This window comes from Clavibacter davisi, from assembly GCF_052751415.1.
Window position 1 is genome coordinate 151,680 of the sequence record NZ_CP199882.1, and the last position, 16,639, is coordinate 168,318.

At 73.2% G+C, this 16,639-nt stretch carries 18 protein-coding genes; 6 read left to right on the forward strand and 12 right to left on the reverse strand.

Annotated elements, in window-relative coordinates:
* Positions 1-42: 42 nt before the first annotated feature.
* Positions 43-684: a HEPN domain-containing protein gene (locus tag ACU4ZT_RS00800; RefSeq protein ID WP_445337605.1), complete on the reverse strand. Its 642-nt coding sequence runs from the start codon at positions 682-684 to the stop codon at positions 43-45.
* A 146-nt stretch (positions 685-830) separates the two neighbouring features.
* Here ACU4ZT_RS00800 and ACU4ZT_RS00805 point away from each other — a divergent pair, with 146 nt between their 5' ends.
* Both ACU4ZT_RS00805 and ACU4ZT_RS00810 read left to right on the forward strand, forming a co-directional pair.
* Positions 831-983, forward strand: a complete 153-nt coding sequence (locus ACU4ZT_RS00805; protein WP_445337606.1) for a hypothetical protein — start codon at positions 831-833, stop codon at positions 981-983.
* Positions 976-1,170 (forward strand): hypothetical protein, encoded by a 195-nt coding sequence (locus ACU4ZT_RS00810; RefSeq protein WP_445337607.1) that lies wholly within the window; start codon positions 976-978, stop codon positions 1,168-1,170. Before ACU4ZT_RS00805 ends, ACU4ZT_RS00810 begins: the two co-directional genes overlap by 8 nt.
* A gap of 198 nt (positions 1,171-1,368) precedes the next feature.
* Here the strand turns inward: ACU4ZT_RS00810 and ACU4ZT_RS00815 are convergent, their stop codons facing one another.
* Positions 1,369-1,830: a hypothetical protein gene (locus tag ACU4ZT_RS00815; protein WP_445337608.1), complete on the reverse strand. Its 462-nt coding sequence runs from the start codon at positions 1,828-1,830 to the stop codon at positions 1,369-1,371.
* A gap of 268 nt (positions 1,831-2,098) precedes the next feature.
* Here ACU4ZT_RS00815 and ACU4ZT_RS00820 point away from each other — a divergent pair, with 268 nt between their 5' ends.
* Positions 2,099-3,271, forward strand: a complete 1,173-nt coding sequence (locus ACU4ZT_RS00820; protein ID WP_445337609.1) for an FAD-dependent oxidoreductase — start codon at positions 2,099-2,101, stop codon at positions 3,269-3,271.
* Between the two features lie 27 nt (positions 3,272-3,298).
* On the opposite strand, the gene ACU4ZT_RS00825 is transcribed toward ACU4ZT_RS00820, so the two are convergent.
* From ACU4ZT_RS00825 to ACU4ZT_RS00865, 9 genes are all read right to left on the reverse strand, one after another.
* Positions 3,299-3,985, reverse strand: a complete 687-nt coding sequence (locus ACU4ZT_RS00825) for a hypothetical protein (protein ID WP_254654497.1) — start codon at positions 3,983-3,985, stop codon at positions 3,299-3,301.
* Between the two features lie 149 nt (positions 3,986-4,134).
* Positions 4,135-5,094 carry an acetylxylan esterase gene (locus ACU4ZT_RS00830; protein WP_445337610.1) on the reverse strand — a complete coding sequence of 320 codons (960 nt, stop codon included), beginning with the start codon at positions 5,092-5,094 and terminating at the stop codon, positions 4,135-4,137.
* Between the two features lie 88 nt (positions 5,095-5,182).
* A complete protein-coding gene (locus ACU4ZT_RS00835; RefSeq protein WP_414748613.1) occupies positions 5,183-5,860 on the reverse strand; it encodes a TetR/AcrR family transcriptional regulator in 678 nt (225 codons plus the stop codon).
* Entirely contained in the window at positions 5,857-7,929 is a 2,073-nt protein-coding gene (locus tag ACU4ZT_RS00840; RefSeq protein ID WP_445337611.1) for a CocE/NonD family hydrolase, read from the reverse strand. The genes ACU4ZT_RS00835 and ACU4ZT_RS00840 overlap by 4 nt, the downstream gene beginning before the upstream one ends.
* Complete coding sequence (locus tag ACU4ZT_RS00845; RefSeq protein WP_445337612.1) at positions 7,926-9,668, reverse strand: dipeptide ABC transporter ATP-binding protein; 1,743 nt, start codon at positions 9,666-9,668, stop codon at positions 7,926-7,928. The genes ACU4ZT_RS00840 and ACU4ZT_RS00845 overlap by 4 nt, the downstream gene beginning before the upstream one ends.
* Positions 9,665-10,570 carry an ABC transporter permease gene (locus ACU4ZT_RS00850; protein WP_445337613.1) on the reverse strand — a complete coding sequence of 302 codons (906 nt, stop codon included), beginning with the start codon at positions 10,568-10,570 and terminating at the stop codon, positions 9,665-9,667. Before ACU4ZT_RS00850 ends, ACU4ZT_RS00845 begins: the two co-directional genes overlap by 4 nt.
* Positions 10,567-11,565: an ABC transporter permease gene (locus tag ACU4ZT_RS00855; protein WP_094126817.1), complete on the reverse strand. Its 999-nt coding sequence runs from the start codon at positions 11,563-11,565 to the stop codon at positions 10,567-10,569. Before ACU4ZT_RS00855 ends, ACU4ZT_RS00850 begins: the two co-directional genes overlap by 4 nt.
* Positions 11,562-13,217, reverse strand: coding sequence for an ABC transporter substrate-binding protein (locus tag ACU4ZT_RS00860; protein WP_445337614.1), 1,656 nt, complete (start codon positions 13,215-13,217; stop codon positions 11,562-11,564). Before ACU4ZT_RS00860 ends, ACU4ZT_RS00855 begins: the two co-directional genes overlap by 4 nt.
* Positions 13,218-13,327: 110 nt before the next feature.
* Entirely contained in the window at positions 13,328-13,717 is a 390-nt protein-coding gene (locus ACU4ZT_RS00865; protein ID WP_445337615.1) for a hypothetical protein, read from the reverse strand.
* Positions 13,718-14,128: 411 nt separating this feature from the next.
* Here ACU4ZT_RS00865 and ACU4ZT_RS00870 point away from each other — a divergent pair, with 411 nt between their 5' ends.
* Positions 14,129-14,398, forward strand: a complete 270-nt coding sequence (locus ACU4ZT_RS00870) for a hypothetical protein (RefSeq protein WP_445337616.1) — start codon at positions 14,129-14,131, stop codon at positions 14,396-14,398.
* Positions 14,399-14,439: 41 nt separating this feature from the next.
* On the opposite strand, the gene ACU4ZT_RS00875 is transcribed toward ACU4ZT_RS00870, so the two are convergent.
* Positions 14,440-14,745 (reverse strand): DUF7882 family protein, encoded by a 306-nt coding sequence (locus tag ACU4ZT_RS00875; protein ID WP_270980815.1) that lies wholly within the window; start codon positions 14,743-14,745, stop codon positions 14,440-14,442.
* Between the two features lie 361 nt (positions 14,746-15,106).
* Here ACU4ZT_RS00875 and ACU4ZT_RS00880 point away from each other — a divergent pair, with 361 nt between their 5' ends.
* Positions 15,107-15,847: a S1 family peptidase gene (locus tag ACU4ZT_RS00880; RefSeq protein WP_445337617.1), complete on the forward strand. Its 741-nt coding sequence runs from the start codon at positions 15,107-15,109 to the stop codon at positions 15,845-15,847.
* A 274-nt stretch (positions 15,848-16,121) separates the two neighbouring features.
* Positions 16,122-16,592, forward strand: coding sequence for a hypothetical protein (locus ACU4ZT_RS00885; RefSeq protein ID WP_094126813.1), 471 nt, complete (start codon positions 16,122-16,124; stop codon positions 16,590-16,592).
* Positions 16,593-16,639 lie beyond the last annotated feature (47 nt).

Consider the following 16,639-nt stretch of genomic DNA (forward strand, 5'->3'; position numbering starts at 1 on the left):
CCCGCTAGTGATATCCCCGTTGACGCCATTGCAGCCTCGCGGTCACCACGGCGATTTACCGAATCGCTGTGTCATGTCTTCAGCTACGCGGTTGTCGAGCTTCTCGACGAGAGTCACAAAGAAGTTGATCCAGCTCAATACACCTGACTTGTGCAGTGGCCCTGGGGTCTTCCCCTTATGGACTATCTCTCCTCGAATGTCCCGAACGAAGGCGTCGATCTCCTTGACCACCTTGTCGTTTCCCATGTTCCTCCAAGAGACGAGATGGAGCGCCCCTTCTGCTCCTGTAGCGAGCTCTATGAGCTTCTCGCTGTTGGAGACGTTGGGAGTGTTCAGATTCCCGGCTTCTCTGGCGAGCGTTTCCCGCGCCTTGGTCTTCCAGCCCGAACCGGCTAACGCCCAGGGGTCCTTCCCTTCTCCTAGTTTGCGTTTCATCGCTCGTGGAAGCTTGTTGTGATCGTCACCGGTCTCGACGAGAATAAACTCCAGTCCCTCCAGGGAGACTTGTTCGACGTAGTTCTCCCAGGCCGTATGAAGCAGGACCACTGTCGAACGCAACAGAGGGCCGGTGTCGCCAGCAGGGCGCCCGCGACTACCTTCTTCCCCTGGCCACAATGTGATGAGGTTCTGCACATCTTTGATGAGGCTGTCGAAAGTCTCGCTGAAAGCGCGCGAATGAGTCATGGACAAATCTTATGCATTCGCGTCGCCGAACGTGACCCCAGTTCGGCTCCGGATCCCTCGCTTCGAGCGACGGGACTGGCCCAGGCCGCCCGGTCGGCCACGCTGGAGGGGACGCCGCGATCCGACGCTGCGCGGGCGGAGGCGGCATGGGCGCGGGCGACACGGACGAGCTCGAGGGCGGGTTCCGCTGCAAGGCCCCGGCCTGGCTCTGCGCCGGCATCTTCGCGCCGTTCGGGCTCGCGGGTCTCGGCTGGGCGCCCGTGCGGGGGATCCGGCTGCGGAGGCGGGCCCGTGGGTGACCCGCTGGCGAAGGCGCTGCAGGTCGTGACCATCGTCTGCATCATCGGGATGGGGATCGGCTTTTTCCGCACGCTGAACCACACGTCCCGGACGAACGAGCCGGCACCGCGTTCGATGTACCTCGCCGCCCTGCCCTTCGCGGTGGTCGGCCTGCTGGCGGTCATCGTGGGGATCGCGCTCGACTGATCGGCCCCGCATCCGCGGTCGCCGCCGCCGGGCATCTCCGGTCGTGGTGGAGCGCAGGTCCGACGAAGGGCCGGGCCGGAGGCGATCCTCCGGCCCGGCCCTCCGCCAGGCAGCCGTCGCGACGACGCGACGACGCGACGCCAGCCTGGTGCCCGCGGCGCGACCTCCACAGGGTGGTGGTGGGGACGACCGGCGCGATCAGGGGCGGTGGCCGCCCGGCGGGATGTGGATCGGCGGGAGGTCGATGTGGGGGAGCGGGACGTGGATGGGGATGTGGATGTTGATGGACGGGACGTGGATGTGCGGGATGTGGATGTGGACGGGCGGAAGCGGGATGTGGATGTGGATGCGGATCTCCGGCCAGTGGATGCCGAAGAGCTTCTGCTCGGCGATCGCACCATCCGTGGGCGACGCGGGGATGTGCTGACCTGCGATGCCGGTGGCCGTCGCATCCGTGAGGCGGCCGGACCCGACGTCCTGCTGGAGCTGGCCGTGCTCGATCGATGCGGCGACGCGTGCCTGCGGGGTGCTCTCCTCCGCGCTCGCGCTGTGGGCCGGGCCGGTGAAGGCGAGGCCGAGGGCGGTGAGGGAGCCGATCGCGAGGGTCGCGAGGAGCTTCGGTGGGAAGGGGATCCGGATCGTCTTCGTTCGGCGTGACATGGTGACGCACCTCCTTGTCGGGGCGGGAGAAGCCCGCGAGGAGACGGTAGGGCGCCGTGCGTGGGCAGGGCGGCCGCTCACAGGGCCCGCGAGTGAACGCCAGACGAACGTCTGACCTATCACGCGGGCGGGAACGGCGCGGGTGCGCCCGGGATCCGTCCTCGCGGACCGATGCCCGTCGGCTCCTCGCCCGGCCCACGGCTCGCGGCGGGCTTACGGCTCCCGGGCCCGGCACCCGGAAGCGGGGGCGCGACCGTAGCCTGGCCGCATGACGGGATCCACCGGGCGCGGGCGCGCGACCCACCACGTGGTCATCGGCGCCGGGCTCGCCGGGGCGGCCACCGCCTGGCAGCTCGCGAGCCGCGGGCACGAGGTCACGGTGCTGGAGCGCGACCGGCCGGCGAGCATGCGGGGCAGCTCCCACGGATCCGCGCGCATCCTCCGCTACGCCTACCCCGACCCCTTCTACGTGCGCCTGATGCGCGACGCCCGCGTGCTCTGGGACCGACTCGAGCGCAGCACGGGCACGCGGATCGTGACACCGACCGGATCCGTCGACTCGGGCCTCGTGCGCCGCCCGGCCGAGCTCGCGCGCGTGCTCGAGCGCGTCGGGATCGACCACGAGCTGATGTCCGCGCGCGCGGCCGAGGACCGCTGGCCCGAGATGACCTTCGACTCCGACGTGCTCTTCCACCCGGCCGCCGGCGTGGTCGACGCCGAGGTCGCCGTGCGCACGATGCTCGACCTGGCCGTCGCGCACGGCGCCGTGGTGCACGAGGGCTGGACGGCCGCGTCGGTGGAGCGCGCCGGCGCCGGCTTCCGGGTGGCCTCCGACGACGGGCGCCGCGTCGACGGCGACAGCGTCGTCGTGGGCGCGGGCGCCTGGCTGCCCGAGCTCCTGGCCGCGCTGCCGTTCCCGCGCGCCGCCCTCGACCGCATCCCGCCGCTGCGCGTGCGGCAGGAGCAGGTGTTCCACTTCCCGTATCGGCAGAGTCCGTATCGGCAGAGTCCGTATCGGGATGGCCCGCCCGCCCGATCCGTACCGACCTCGATCCACATGGACGAGCGCATGCAGGTCTACGCGCTGCCCGGCGGCCGCGACGTGGAGGGCCGCGGCCACAAGGTCGCCGAGTTCGAGGGCGGGCGCGTGATCCCGTCGGCCGCGCATCAGGACGGCCTCGTGGATCCGGCGAACCGCGCGCGCGTCGTCGACTGGGTGCGCCGCAACCTGCCGGGCGTGGATCCGGTGCCGTACGCCGAGTCGACGTGCCTGTTCACGAGCACCCCGAGCGAGGACTTCGTGATCGACCGGATGGAGGGCATCACGATCGTCTCGCCCTGCTCCGGCCACGGCGCCAAGTTCGCGCCGCTGATCGGCAGCCTCGCGGCGGATGCGGCGACCGGCGAGCGCGTCGAGCCGCGGTTCGCGTTCGCGCCCTGAGCCGCGGGCGCCGGCGAAGCCGCGCCGTCACACCTTCTGCGGTCGCCCCCGCGCCGGCGTCCGCGTGCGGGTCCGCGCCGGATCCCGCGTGCCCGCGCGCTCCTCGGCCCGCGCCCGCTCGGCCGACAGCCGGGCGAGCTCGTCGCGCAGCTCGCCGACCCGGTCGTCGCGCCCCTCCTCGGGGAACGCGCCGGGCAGCAGCTGCGGGCTGAGCCGCGCGCGCACGATCTGCTCGAGCGCCGAGTCGCGCGCGATGACGAGCACCTCGCGCAGCGCCTCCGGATCCCGCGACAGCGCGCCGAGCCGCTCCACGATCTCCTCCGCGATCTCGGCGCGCAGCCGGAGCCCCGGCACGTCGCCCTCGCGGTAGTCGTCGGGCCGCCGCCCCTTGCCGTCGCGCAACGCCGCGCGCTCGCAGGCCATGCGCAGCCGCTCGGCCTCGCCGCGCTTCTCGCCCGTGAGCTCCGCGAGCTCGCCGCGGAGCGCCTCGATGAGCGACTCCTCGTCGAACGGGCGCCGCTCGCGCAGCGTGCGCAGGATGATGAGGTTCTCCATCTGCAGCCGGAGCGCCACGCCCACGAGCAGCAGGGCCTCCTCGACGAGGACCTCCTTCTGCGCCGGATCCGCGGCCACGCGGGCCGCGACGGACGGCGGCGGGGGCCCGGGCTTGCTGCTCTTGGCGGGCTTCGCGGGGCGGATGCGGGGCCGGGGCATGACGTCCTCCCGGTCCGCTCGCTCCACCGGCGAGGTGGTCCCAGGCTACGCGGAACCGCCGACCCCGGGGCGGGTCGCGCCCCCATCCGTGAGCGGATCCGCGGGCGGGTCCGCGCGCCGGTCCGCGAGCGAGCCCGGCAGCGCCCGCGTCACCCCATCCGCCGCCGCAGGAACGCGAGGGTGCCGAGCTCGTCGTCGATGCCGCCGCCGTCGTGGCCGTTGTACTCCCACTCGACGATCTCCTTCTCGCCCGCGTAGGAGTTGAAGGCGCCGTAGACGGTGGAGGGCGGGCAGGTCGCGTCCATGAGGCCCACCGAGAAGCGCGCGGGCGCGGTCGCGCGGCGCGAGAACGCGACGCCGTCGAAGTACCGCAGCACGGCGTGCACGTCCTCGCCGCGGCCCCGGTGCGTCTTCAGGTAGTCGACGACCTCGTGGTACGGGTACGCGTCGGTGATGTGCGTGGCCCGCTCGATGTCGCAGAGGAACGGCACGTAGGCCGAGACCGCCGCGATGTCGTCGCGGAGGCCGGCGACCGCGAGGGCCATGCCGCCGCCCTGGCTGCCGCCCTGCACGGCGATGCGCGACGCATCCACCACGTCGAGCGAGCGGGCGACGTCGACCGCGCGCACCGCGTCGGTGAAGAGGCGGCGGTAGTAGTAGGTCTCCCGGGAGGCGATGCCGCGGGTCATGAAGCCGGGGATCGCGGGGCCGGCCTCGCCGTGGTCGGCGGTGTCGCCGGCGCTCCAGTACGAGCCCTGGCCGCGGGTGTCCATCTGCAGGTGCGCGAAGCCGGCGGCCGCGTAGATCAGGGTCTCCTCGGCGCGTCCCCGCCCGCCGCCGTAGCCGACGAACGAGACCACGGTGGGCAGCGGGCCCGTCGCGCCCACGGGGGTGCGGAGCCAGGCGCGCACGTCGGTGCCGCCGGATCCGGCGAAGGTCACGTCCTGCACGTCGACGAGCGCGAGGTCCGTCTCGACCGGGGCGAGGCGCACGTCGAGGTCGTGGCGTCCGGCCTCGGCGAGGGTGTCGGACCAGAAGGCGTCGAAGTCGTCCGGGTCGATGTGGCTGCTGACGTGCGCGCGGGCGGCGTCGACGGGTTCGATGAGCATGGGTCCTCCGGGCGTTCGGCGGTGGGCGGTGACGTGTCGGCGTTCCGCGTGCCCTCGGGCCGCGTCGCCTCGATCATCATGGCCCGGCTCAGCGGAAGAGCGGCGTCCCGTCGGCGAGCTCGGCGTCGAGGAGGGTCCAGATCCACTCGAGCGCCCGCGCGGTGTCGAGGCCGGGCACCTTCTGCGACAGCTGCGTCGCGATGCCGTCGCTGTAGGCCGCGACCTTCAGCGCGACCTCGGGCGCGTCCACCTGCCGGAAGACGCCGGCCTCGACGCCGCGGCGGATCGTGCGCACGAGGCACGCCTCCCACACGCGGAGGCGCTCGAGGCGCTCGGGCGTGAGGGCGGGCTTCCGCGAGACGGCGGTCCAGTAGTCCGACCAAAGCCGCCAGTGCGACTCGGACGCGTCGGTGCCGTCGAAGAGCGGCTCGACCAGCAGGCGGATGCCGTGCACCGGATCCGGATCCGCGTCGACCTCCTCGACGGTCCCCGCGTAGAACCGGTCGGTCTCCAGCGCGACGACCTCGTCGAGGATCTCCGTGACGCTGCCGAAGTGGTACGTGACGGTGCCCACGGACACGGCGCCCTCGGCCGCGATGTCGCGGAGGCCGGTGGCGGTGAGGCCCTGGCGGAGGATCACGGCACGGGCGGCCGCGACGATCATCGCCCGCCGCACCTCGGGCTTCTCGCGCTTGCCGCGCCCGGTCGACGCGGGCGAGCCGGCGGGCGCGATCGGACCCGGGGCCGCGGTCGTCTCGGCCGTCACGCCGAGGTCCGCGGCACGAGGTCGTCGAAGACGCGGTCCGCGACGAGCACCTCGGGGGCGTCCGGGCCGCCGTCGCGCGCCCATGCCTTGAGCGTGTTGACGACGCGGAAGGCGTCCGCGTCGGCGGTCACGCGCGAGGTGGTCTCGAGGCGCGCGCGCCAGCCCGCCTGCTCGAGGCCGATGGCCCACCGCGACTCCGCGACGGCCGAGGTGGGGTCGCCCTCCGTGATCCGGTACGTCTCGCGGCTCGACTCGGTGAAGACGAGGCCGTCCGGGTAGACCCGGGATCCGCCGTAGCCGGGGTCGACGTCGAGCGTCCACTCGCCGGTCGCCACGTCGTGGGAGACGCTGCGCTCGGGCAGGCCGGAGGCGTCGGGGATCCGCTGGATCGCGATCGGCGTCGCCTGCACGGCCGCCTCGAAGCGCACGCCGTCGTCCTCCGCGCGCGTCCAGACGGGCAGGGTGACGGCGCTGCGGGAGGGCGCGATGGCGAGGGTCGCCTCGCGGGCGTGGGGCCAGATCCACGGCCAGTACGCCGACGACACCGCGATGCGCAGCCGGTGCCCGGCGGGGAAGGAGTGACCGGTGGAGACGAGCGGCACGCGCACGACCGCCTCCTCGCCGGGGACCATCGGGTCGATCCGGGCGCGGTCGATCCGCTTGTTGAGGTTGAGCACCCCGCGCGTCACGAGCGTGGATGCGCCGTCGGGCGCGACGTCGCAGAGCCGCACCACGACGTTCGCGTCGGGCAGGTCGCTCGTGACCGCGAGGTCGACGAGCACGTTGCCGAGCACGTCGAGCGGCTCGTCGAGGAGCAGGTCGAAGCACACCGAGAGGCCGTCCTCGGCGCGCTGGTCCGGCGGCAGGTCGGTGGCGTTGCCGAACGGGAAGAACCGGCCGGCGTCGAGCCCGGTGTGCTGGGGCGAGCGGACGACGACGGGGTCGCCCACGGTGGCGGGACCGTGGAACACGTCGAGCGGCAGCACGGGCGAGGCCGAGACGGACGCGGGCGGCGGCCACGACGCGGCGGCGACCCAGCGGCCGGTCCGCTCGGGGTAGCTCGTGGCGGGCGGCTCGGAGTCGCTGAGGAAGGCGCGGAGCGCGGGATCCGCCTCCACGCCGGTGTCGACGCCCTTCAGCCAGCGGTCCCACCAGCGCAGCGTCTCCTGCAGGAAGCCGATCGACGGGCCGGGCGTCAGGCCGCGGTCCGGGTACTGGTGCGACCACGGGCCGATGACGCCCTTCACCGGCGCGGACACGTTCTCCACGAGACGCAGCACGGCGTCGCGGTACGGATCCGCCCACCCGCCGACCGCGAGCACGGGCGCGGTGATGGCCGCGTAGTCCTCGCACACGCTCCCGTGGCGCCAGTAGTCGTCGCGCTCCTGGTGCGCGAGCCAGGTCGGCGTCATCGGCCGACCGGGATCCAGGCGCTCGCGCCAGCGCTCCACCCAGCCCTCGCCCACGACCTCGGGCCGCGGCGGCCGCGAGTTGAACGCGAACATCGTCGCGCCCCACGCGGCCATGTCGATGCCGAGCACCGCGCCGCCCATGTAGTGCACGTCGTTGTCGTACCGGTCGTCGGTGGAGCACACGGTGACGACGGCCTTCAGCGCTTCGGGCGCGCGGCCCGCGAGCTGGAGGCCGTTGAAGCCGCCCCACGAGATCCCGAAGATCCCGACCGCGCCCGTGCACCAGTCCTGCGCGGCGATCCACTCGATGACCGCGACGCCGTCGTCGAGCTCCTGCGCGGAGTACTCGTCGACGAACAGGCCGTCGGAGGATCCGGTGCCGCGGATGTCGACGCGGATGGACGCGTACCCGTGGGCCGCGTACCAGGGGTGCCGCTCGCTGTCGCGCGGGGCGGTCCAGTCGTCGAGCCGGTAGGGCAGGTACTCGAGCAGCGCCGGGACGGGTCCGTCGCCGGCGCGCGCCCAGATGCGGGCGTGGAGCGGGGTGCCGTCGGGCATCGGGATCCAGACGTCGCGATGCGTCACGCCGTCGGCTCCGTCCGCGCCGTCCGCGCCGTCGGCTCCGGCCTCGGTGGTCTCTCGTGCGGCGTCGGTCATCGTGCGTCCTCCCAGTCCCGGATCCGGTGCCCGTCGCCGAGCTCCCTCCACCCTCCACCCGCGGCGTCGCGCCAGGTGGCGCGCACGTCCTGGACGACCGGCAGCTCGGTGGCGCCGGGCTCCAGCGTCGCGTCGAGCAGCTGCCGCGTGTACGGGTGGTTCGGCCCGGCGAACACGCGCTCGGTCGGGCCGACCTCGACGATGCGTCCGCCCGTCATCACGGCCACGCGATCGGCGACGCCGCGCACGACCGCGAGGTCGTGGCTGATGAAGAGGCAGCTGAGGCCCTTGTCGCGCCGCAGGTCGGCGAGCAGCTGCAGGATCTCCGCCTGCACGCGCACGTCGAGCGCGGTCGTGATCTCGTCGGCGATCACCAGCTGCGGACCCGCGGCGAGGGCCCGGGCGATGCCGACGCGCTGCCGCTGGCCGCCGGAGAGCTGCCCGGGGAGCCGGCCGGCGAAGTCCGGCGACAGGCCCACCTCGGTGAGGATCTCGCCCACGCGCTCCGGCGACGCGCTGCCGGTGAACAGCTTCAGCGGCCGCGCGATGGCCGCGCCGACGGTGCGCCTGGGGTTGAGCGAGGTGTCCGCGTTCTGGAACACGAGCTGCACCGCGCGGCGCAGGTCGAGCGGCCGGTGCGCGACCGCGGAGGTCAGGTCGCCCTCGACGCCGTCGCCCTGGAACCGGAAGGTGCCGGACTCCGTGGGCACGAGGCCGGCGAGCGCGGTCGCGAGCGTGGTCTTGCCGCTGCCGGACTCGCCCACGACGGCGAGCGTCTCGCGCGGCGCGATCGTGAACGACACGTCCGAGACGGCCGGCGGCAGGCCGCGGCCGTAGCGGACGACGAGGCCGTCGGCGACGACGACCGGGGGCGCGGGCACCGGCACGGGTGTCGCGGCGGCGTCGGATCCCGCGCGCGCGCCGCCCGGGATCGCGGCCAGCAGCTCCCGCGTGTACGGGTGCGCGGGCGACGCGAAGAGCTCCGCGGTCGGCCGGTGCTCCACAATGACGCCGTCGCGCATCACGGCGATCTCGTCGACCATCGTCGAGACGACGCCGAGGTCGTGGCTCACGAGCAGCACGGCCATGCCGAGCTCGAGCGCGAGGTCGCGGATCAGGGTCAGCACGGCCGCCTGCGTCACCACGTCGAGCGCGGTGGTCGGCTCGTCGAGAACGAGCACGCGGGGGCGCGCCGCGACGGCCATGGCGATCGCGATGCGCTGCTGCTGCCCGCCGGACAGCTGGTGCGGGTAGCGGCGCACGATGGTCGCGGGGTCGGGCAGGCGCACGAGCCGGATCAGCTCCTGCACCCGCTCGTCGTCGCTCGGCAGCCCGTGGCTCTCGAGCGCCTCGCGGAGCTGGCGGCCCACGCGCATCGACGGCGTGAGCGACTGGCCGGCGTTCTGCGCGACCACGGCCGCCGTGCCGCCGCGGAGCTCCCGCGTGGCGGCGGGGGAGAGGGCGAACACGTCGTCCCCGCCGACCTCCACGCGACCGCCGACCACCCGGGATCCGCGGCGCAGGTGCGCGAGGAGCGTGCGGGCCACGGTCGACTTGCCGCTGCCGGACTCGCCGACGAGCCCGAGCGCGCGTCCGGCGCGGATCTCGAAGCTCACGCCGCGCACGACGGGCACGTCCGCGCTCCCGCTCGAGTACGAGATCGCCAGGTCGGCGACGCGCACGACGGTGCCGAGGCGCACGGCCCCGGTCAGGGTGTCCTCGACGGTCCCGGGCCTCATGCCATCCCCTTCTGCGCGCGGTCGACGCCGAGCGACTTGCTGAGCCCGTCGGCGCTGAGGTTGAGGCCGATCACGAGGGTCGCGAGCGCGACGATCGGCGCGAGCGTGCCCATGGGCACGACGGTCAGGGCGGTGCGGTTCTCCTGCACCATGAGCCCCCAGTCGGGCGTCGGCGGGTTCGCGCCGAAGCCGAGGAACGAGAGCGACGAGATGAGCAGCACGATCCACGACGCGCGCATCGCGTACTCCACGAGCACCACGTCGAGCACGTTCGGCAGGATCTCGCGGAACACGATGCTCAGCGGGCGCTCGCCGCGGGCGCGGGCGGCCGTGACGTAGTCCTGCGTGATCACGGTCCGCGCGGCGCCCCGCACCACGCGGGTCACGGCGGGCGCGTACACGACGGTCACGGCGAGCACGATGACCCAGAGGCCGGATCCGAACACCGTCACCACCACGAGCAGCGCGAGGATCGACGGGATGCTGAGCAGCGCGTCGACGATGCGCATCACGACCTCGTCGGACCAGTCGTCCGCGTACGCCGTGACGCAGCCGACGACCGTGCCGATCGCGACCGCGATGGTCGTCGCGAGGAAGGTCACGACGAGCGCGTACCGGCCGCCGTTGAGCGTGCGGGAGAGGATGTCGCGCCCGTACTGGTCGGTGCCGAGCCAGTGCGCCCAGGTCGTGCCGGAGAGCACGTCGCCCGAGTCGGTGACCACGGGGTCGTGCCCGGCGATCCACGGCGCGAGCACCGCGAGCACCACGTGCAGCGCGATGAGCCCGAGCCCGATGGCGAGCGCGGTGGATCCCCGGAGCGGCGCCAGCCACGCGCGGATGCGACCGGTCGGGCCGGTCGGACGGCTCGACCCGGCGGGCCGGGCGGATGCGGGGGCGGTCATGCGCGGGCCTTCCGTCGGGCGCCGCGCGGCAGGCGCCGGGGGCGCTGCCTCGTGCGGAGCCGGGGATCGAGGGCGAGGGCGGCGAGGTCGGCGGCGAGGTTGCAGACCACGTACACGCCGGCGCTCAGGAGGGCGATCGCCTGGATGGTCGGCAGGTCGCGCGTGGAGACGGACTCGAGCATCAGCTTGCCCATGCCCGGGTAGTTGAAGACGTTCTCGACCACGACGACGCCGCCGAGCAGCCACGCCACGTTGAGCGCGACCACGTTGAGCGTCGGCAGGAGGGCGCTCGGCACGGCGTGCCGCCACACCACCTGCCGCGTGGTGAGGCCCTTGAGCTCGGCCGTCGTGATGAACTCCGACGCCATCACGTCGATGGTCGACGACCGCATCGTGCGCACGATGTAGGCCGCCATCGCGAGGGTCAGCACGATCACGGGCAGCCCCACCGAGGGCAGGAGCTCGGCGACCGTGGCGTCGCTGCCGCGGAGCACCACGGCGGGGAACACGGGGATCGCGATGGCGAACGCGAGCACCAGCACGGTGGCGACCATGAACTCGGGCACGCTCATCACCACGAGGCTGACGACGCTGATCACCGAGTCGATGCGGCGCCCGCGGCGCACGCCCGCGACCACGCCGAGCGCGAGCGAGACGGTGACGCCGACGAGCATCGCCGGGATCGCGATGAGCATGCTGTTGCGGAAGGCGAGGAGCAGCGTCGGCGCGACCGGGTCCCCGCTCACGAGCGAGGTGCCGAAGTCGCCGCGGGCGGCGCCGAGGAGCCAGTCGCCGTAGCGCAGCCACACGTTCCGGTCGAGGCCGAGCGACTCGCGGAGGGTCGCGACGGCCTCGGGCGTCGCGTTCTGCCCGAGGAGCTGCTGCGCCACGTCGCCCGGCAGCAGCTGCACCGCGAGGAACACGAACAGCGAGGCGAGCACGATGGTGAGGAGCGCCGTGCCGATGCGGCGGACGACGGCGAGCGACGCGGTCACGCGCGGAACCCGATCGTCAGGTGGTCGAACTCGAAGCCGTATTCGCGGTAGTTGACGACGTCGCGCGAGATGCCGACGAGCCGGTCGCCGAACATGGGCGTCATGTCGGCGCCGTCCTCCACGACGAGCCGCTGCGCGTCCTGGTAGAGCATCAGCCGCTTCGCGTCGTCCATCGTGGCGCGGGCGTCGTCGAGGAGCGCGTCGAACGTGGGGTTCGACCAGGCGCTCTCGTTGTAGGAGGACCCGGTGCGGAAGATCTGGTTCAGCACCTGGTCGATGGGCCGGCCGGTGAACCAGTAGCTCACCATGAGCGGCTTCTGCATCCAGATCTCCGTGTAGTAGGAGTCGGCGGAGGAGCTCCGCACCGTGAGGTCGATGCCCGCGGCCTTCACCTGGTCGCGGTACGCGACGGCCATGGGCGTGAAGACCGACTCGTAGCTGGAGGTGTGGATCTCCGTCTTGAGGCCCGCCACGCCGGCCTTCGCGAGCAGCGCCTTCGCCTGGTCGGGGTCGTAGGGGCGGTCGACGTCGACGAAGGCCGCGAGCGATGGCGGCACCGGGTTGTCACGGGCCGGCGTGCCCGTGCCCTGGAGGGCGGTGGCGACGATCTGCTCGGGGTCGTACGCGAGCTTCATGGCCTTCCGCACGAGCGGGTCGCGGAACTCGTCGCTCGTGGCGAGCATCGGGATCGTGTACCACTGCGCGTCCACGACCCGTGCGACGGTGGCGCGGCTCGACGCCGAGACGACGCGGGCGGTCGCGAAGTCGAGGTTCGTCTGCGAGATGAGGTCGATCTGCCCGGCGAGCAGCGCGTTGACGCGGGCCGTCGTGTCCTGGATGGAGGAGAAGTCGATGCCGTCGAGCACGGGGCGGCCGGCGAAGTGGTCCTCGAAGGCCTCGACGCTGCCGGATCCGGCCGGGTGGAACGACGAGAGGCGGAACGGCCCCGTGCCGATGCCCGTGCGACCGATCGTGCCGATGGCGGCGGCCGGCGCGATGTAGCACTGGTAGGCCGTGAGCAGCGAGGGGAACTCCGCGTTCGGGGTGAGCAGCTGGAACCGGAGCGTGTACGGGTCGGGCGCCGACATGCTGTCCGGGCCGATCATGTCGGCGAGCACGCCGCCCTGCGGGGAGGCCGTCGCCGGGTCGAGGATGTGCTGGATGGAGGCGATCGCGTCGGCGGCCGTGAAGGTCGACCCGTCGTGGAAGCGCACCCCGCGGCGGAGCCGGAAGGTCCAGGTGGCGCCGTCGGCGCTCGCCGCCCACTCCTCGGCGAGGTCGGGGATCGTCTGTCCCTTCTCATCGAGCCTCACGAGCCGGTTGTAGAGGGCGCCGAGGTACTCGTACGCCGAGAGCGAGCTGGCGGAGTCGAGGGTCTCGGCGGCGGATGCGGCCGGCCGCGCGACGCGGAGGCGGCCCCCGCGGGCGGCGGTGCCGGTGGCGGCGGCCTCGGGGATGGTCGTGCTGTTCGCGCCGGTGGCGCATCCGGTGAGGGCGAGCAGGCCGAGGCCGGCGATCCCGGCGGTGCCCGCGAGGACGGCGCGGCGGCTGGGCGCGGCCGGTCGGTCGGGGCGCGCGGCGCGGTCGACGACGCGGATGGAGCGCGAGCTCGCGTCCGCGAGCGCGGTGCGGGTGGTGACGATCGATGGCATCGGGACGGGCCCTCCTCGTTATCGTTCAGGTGAACGATAGGCGAGATGCGGGCCCGTGGCGAATGCGGGGGCGGTGCCGCCGTGTCAGCGACCCGCCCGGAGGCGGTGCCTCAGGCCGCGGGCGCGGCCGCGTCCCGCGGCGACGACCACCACGTGGTCCCCTCGGCCGGGTAGGTCAGCTGGAAGGTCACGCCGTCGACGGATCCCGTCCAGACCATCTCGTCGCCGCAGCGCTTGAGCGGCTCCGTGAGCGGATCCACCTCGTCGACGAGGCCGAGCTGCACGATCCAGGACTCCACGATCTCCCGGCGGTGCTGCTCGGGGTGGCCGGCGGCGGATGCGGCGAAGTGCGCTCCGCTCCACGGGTCGGCGAGATGCCAGGACAGGGGCAGGAGACCGCGCTCGGCGCCGGCGGCGTTCCAGACGGCGCTGAAGGTCGACTCGACGGCTGAGTGGAGCTTCGGCGCACCGCCGTAGCGGTTCAGATGGAGCATCGGCATGTCGTTCCCCCTCGTGTGGACGTGCGCCTCGTGGGGCTGCTCGGATCGCCGAACAGCCCCCTGTGGGCATCTTCCGTGGTGCACCGTCCGAACTGCACGTGGCCGCCCCACATGACGGCCGAGCGCTCGAGCCGGGCCTTCCCACGGGTCCCATGCTGGTGGCGGTGCCGCGAATCGTCGCGGGGCTTGACCCGCACGCGGCCATGCGAGCACGGCAGGCGGGCCAGCGACCCGGCCCGTCGCGCTCGCGGATGGCCGGTGGGCGCACGAGACCTTTCGCGTTCACGCGAGCGTGGACGCTCCCCGGGCAGCCGGCCTATCGTCGCCGTGTCGGCCTACCTGCCTGGACCCCGTGGGTGGTCGTGCTCGATCTCCGAGGCCGCCGTCCGTCGCGGCAGAAAGCAGGGTCCCATGCGATCCACCCACCTCCTCATCGACGGGGAGCCGTTCTTCCTCTCCCCCGACCAGGACGTCGCCGTGCTCCGCGCGCAGCTCACGGCCGCCGTGACGGCGGGTGCCGCGTTCGTCGACTTCGAGACCGCGCGCCGCGAGGTCGTGTCCTTCCTGGTCACCGGGCGCTCGTCCGTCCTCATCACCGTGCGAGAGCACCAGGACGATGATCGGACGTGGCAGGGGCTGCCGGCGGCCGTGACGGATCCGGACCTCTACGCCTTCGCCTGACGCGCGTCCTGCCGCCTCGCCAGGTGCGCCGGCGCCGTGGGTCAGCCGGCCGGATCCGGCTCCGGGACGAGGTGCAGGCCGGCGGCGGTGTTCGCGGTCTGCATGAGCGCCTCGACCCAGGCGGCGTTGATCGCCGGGGGCCGACCACCGCTGTAGACGAACTCCACGGGGATCTCCGGTGCGATCCAGATGGTGCGACGGCCGTCGCCCTCGGCTGCGGGGTTCTTCCACGAGAAGGCGAAGGCCTCCTTGCGGCGGAGCTTGTTCGTGATGACGATCTGGAGGTGCGCGAGCGCGCGGTCCTCCATCTCGGTGCGGCTCGTCGAGTCGTAGATCAGGCGTCCCATGCGGGGTTCCTCCTGGGTGTCGGCACCGATCCGGATCCTCGAGGGTGCGCACCTCACGCGTCTTACATCCGGTGCAGCTGGCTCCCCGGGACCGGTACGCGATGCGAGGGCGATCGGCAGATCGCGTCCCAGGGTGTGGCCCGAGCTTAGAGAAGCTATGCATTGGGCGCAAACGAATAGCCCCGCGCAAGCTCCCGCTGGTCGGTGGGTGTGCACTCGCCGGGCAGCGTCCGCCCCTGTCGCCCATCCTGTCCGGACGGGTGGAACACCGACCAGCTTCGGGTGCCCGTGCGACGGCAGGCTCCCGCGCGTCTTGCGCCGGACCTCGATCCGCGCGCGAATCGAACACCAAGGAGACGGAATGCTCGCGAACCTGCTCGTGGCCGGACTGGCCATCACCCTGGGGCTGTCGGGCGGCGCGCCCACGCCGACGACCGCGGATCCGGCGCAGTCCCACATCGTGGCCGGCCGCGTCGCGCCGTTCACCCCGTGGGCGGTCCAGATCGTCGAGACCGGCGGCACGATCGCCGCGGGGCGGGAGGAGGACTGCACGGGCGTGCAGGTCGACGCCTCCTGGGTGCTCACCGCGCGGCAGTGCACGGGGGACACCGACGACATCGACGTCTACCAGTCGAACTCGGTGACGGACTCGGGCGACGCGTCGCCCGTGGACCGCGTGGTCGTGGCCCCGAAGGGCGACATCGCGCTGATGCACCTCGCCGCGCCCGCGCCCCTGTCGGCGTACGCCCCCCTCGACCTGCGATCCGGGGCGGCCGCCTCCGGCACCGGGACCATCGAGGGCTACGGCTTCCGCGCGCACGGGAAGCAGGCGACGAGGCTCTACGCGGCCACCGTCCGCCTCACCGGCGCCGAGGTCGACGGCTTCCACGGCGCGGCGCAGGAGGTCACGGGCATCAACGGAGTGCCGAACGACGGCGACTCCGGCGGTCCGCTCCTGGTCGACGGCCGCGTCCGCGCCCTCTGCTCCCAGGGCTTCGGCGACGAGCGGGACGACCCGCACGGCGTCTCCGTCTACGCCCTCCTCTCGCAGGACGCGGCGTGGATCCGGAGCACGACGGGGGTGCGCGGCGCCGGTCGGTAGGGCGGCGGGCGCGCTTCCCGACGACGAGCGACATGCCCGCGCGGCGCGGCGTCGTCGTGCCGAGCCTCTACTCACGTGCACGTCCGGCCGCCGGGCCCTCACGGGCTCGGCCCGCCGCAGCACCTCGCGCGTGACCGGGGCCTGCGACGTCGGGGCCCGGCACGTGGCCTGGCGGACGGGGGGAGGGCGGGCGCGCAGGTCCCGGGTCCTCGGCTACCGTCCATCCGCCTCGCGTCCGCGACGGCTCACCCCGCCTCACCACGGAAGGTCCACCATGATCCCTGACTCCTCCACGCCACCCCCGGCGTCCCGCCGTCCCGCTCTCCGCGGCATGCGGCTGATCGCGTGCGCTCTGGCCGTGGCGGGCGCGTTCACCGCCCTGCCGGTCGCGGCGCCGCCCGCGAGCGCGCAGCCCGAGGCCTTCGCGCATCACGGCTGGGGCGACGGGTTCGACCTCTTCGTCACGACCAGCAAGTACACGGCCGTCCAGGTCGGGCCCACGCCCACGAGCGACAAGGTCTGCATCCCCATCTCCCCGGGAAACAGGTGGAACTCGCTCGACTTCACTACCGCCCAGGGCTGGGGTGCGACGATCAACCCGGTCCCGGACTGCAGCAGGGATTGGGGCATCTTCCCGAGCAACTTCCGGGCCCACCTCGGTGAGCACTGGCATCTGGAGGGCACGGTCGCGCGGTGCGTGAAGTACGCGGGCGGCCCGACGCACCAGTGCGAGGGCCGCCTGTAGGAAGGCGCAGCCTCCACCCGCCACGGCGCGGGAGCCCGCGCATGATG

What these genes read in the sequence shown, in the direction of transcription:
- ACU4ZT_RS00805 (WP_445337606.1), top strand. Translation starts at nt 831, where the DNA reads ATGGGCGCGGGCGACACGGACGAGCTCGAGGGCGGGTTCCGCTGCAAG.
- ACU4ZT_RS00820 (WP_445337609.1), top strand. Translation starts at nt 2,099, where the DNA reads ATGACGGGATCCACCGGGCGCGGGCGCGCGACCCACCACGTGGTCATC.
- ACU4ZT_RS00870 (WP_445337616.1), top strand. Translation starts at nt 14,129, where the DNA reads ATGCGATCCACCCACCTCCTCATCGACGGGGAGCCGTTCTTCCTCTCC.
- ACU4ZT_RS00860 (WP_445337614.1), bottom strand. Translation starts at nt 13,217, where the DNA reads ATGCCATCGATCGTCACCACCCGCACCGCGCTCGCGGACGCGAGCTCG.
- ACU4ZT_RS00875 (WP_270980815.1), bottom strand. Translation starts at nt 14,745, where the DNA reads ATGGGACGCCTGATCTACGACTCGACGAGCCGCACCGAGATGGAGGAC.
- ACU4ZT_RS00840 (WP_445337611.1), bottom strand. Translation starts at nt 7,929, where the DNA reads ATGACCGACGCCGCACGAGAGACCACCGAGGCCGGAGCCGACGGCGCG.
- ACU4ZT_RS00845 (WP_445337612.1), bottom strand. Translation starts at nt 9,668, where the DNA reads ATGAGGCCCGGGACCGTCGAGGACACCCTGACCGGGGCCGTGCGCCTC.
- ACU4ZT_RS00850 (WP_445337613.1), bottom strand. Translation starts at nt 10,570, where the DNA reads ATGACCGCCCCCGCATCCGCCCGGCCCGCCGGGTCGAGCCGTCCGACC.
- ACU4ZT_RS00865 (WP_445337615.1), bottom strand. Translation starts at nt 13,717, where the DNA reads ATGCCGATGCTCCATCTGAACCGCTACGGCGGTGCGCCGAAGCTCCAC.
- ACU4ZT_RS00885 (WP_094126813.1), top strand. Translation starts at nt 16,122, where the DNA reads ATGATCCCTGACTCCTCCACGCCACCCCCGGCGTCCCGCCGTCCCGCT.
- ACU4ZT_RS00880 (WP_445337617.1), top strand. Translation starts at nt 15,107, where the DNA reads ATGCTCGCGAACCTGCTCGTGGCCGGACTGGCCATCACCCTGGGGCTG.
- ACU4ZT_RS00830 (WP_445337610.1), bottom strand. Translation starts at nt 5,094, where the DNA reads ATGCTCATCGAACCCGTCGACGCCGCCCGCGCGCACGTCAGCAGCCAC.
- ACU4ZT_RS00815 (WP_445337608.1), bottom strand. Translation starts at nt 1,830, where the DNA reads ATGTCACGCCGAACGAAGACGATCCGGATCCCCTTCCCACCGAAGCTC.
- ACU4ZT_RS00800 (WP_445337605.1), bottom strand. Translation starts at nt 684, where the DNA reads ATGACTCATTCGCGCGCTTTCAGCGAGACTTTCGACAGCCTCATCAAA.
- ACU4ZT_RS00825 (WP_254654497.1), bottom strand. Translation starts at nt 3,985, where the DNA reads ATGCCCCGGCCCCGCATCCGCCCCGCGAAGCCCGCCAAGAGCAGCAAG.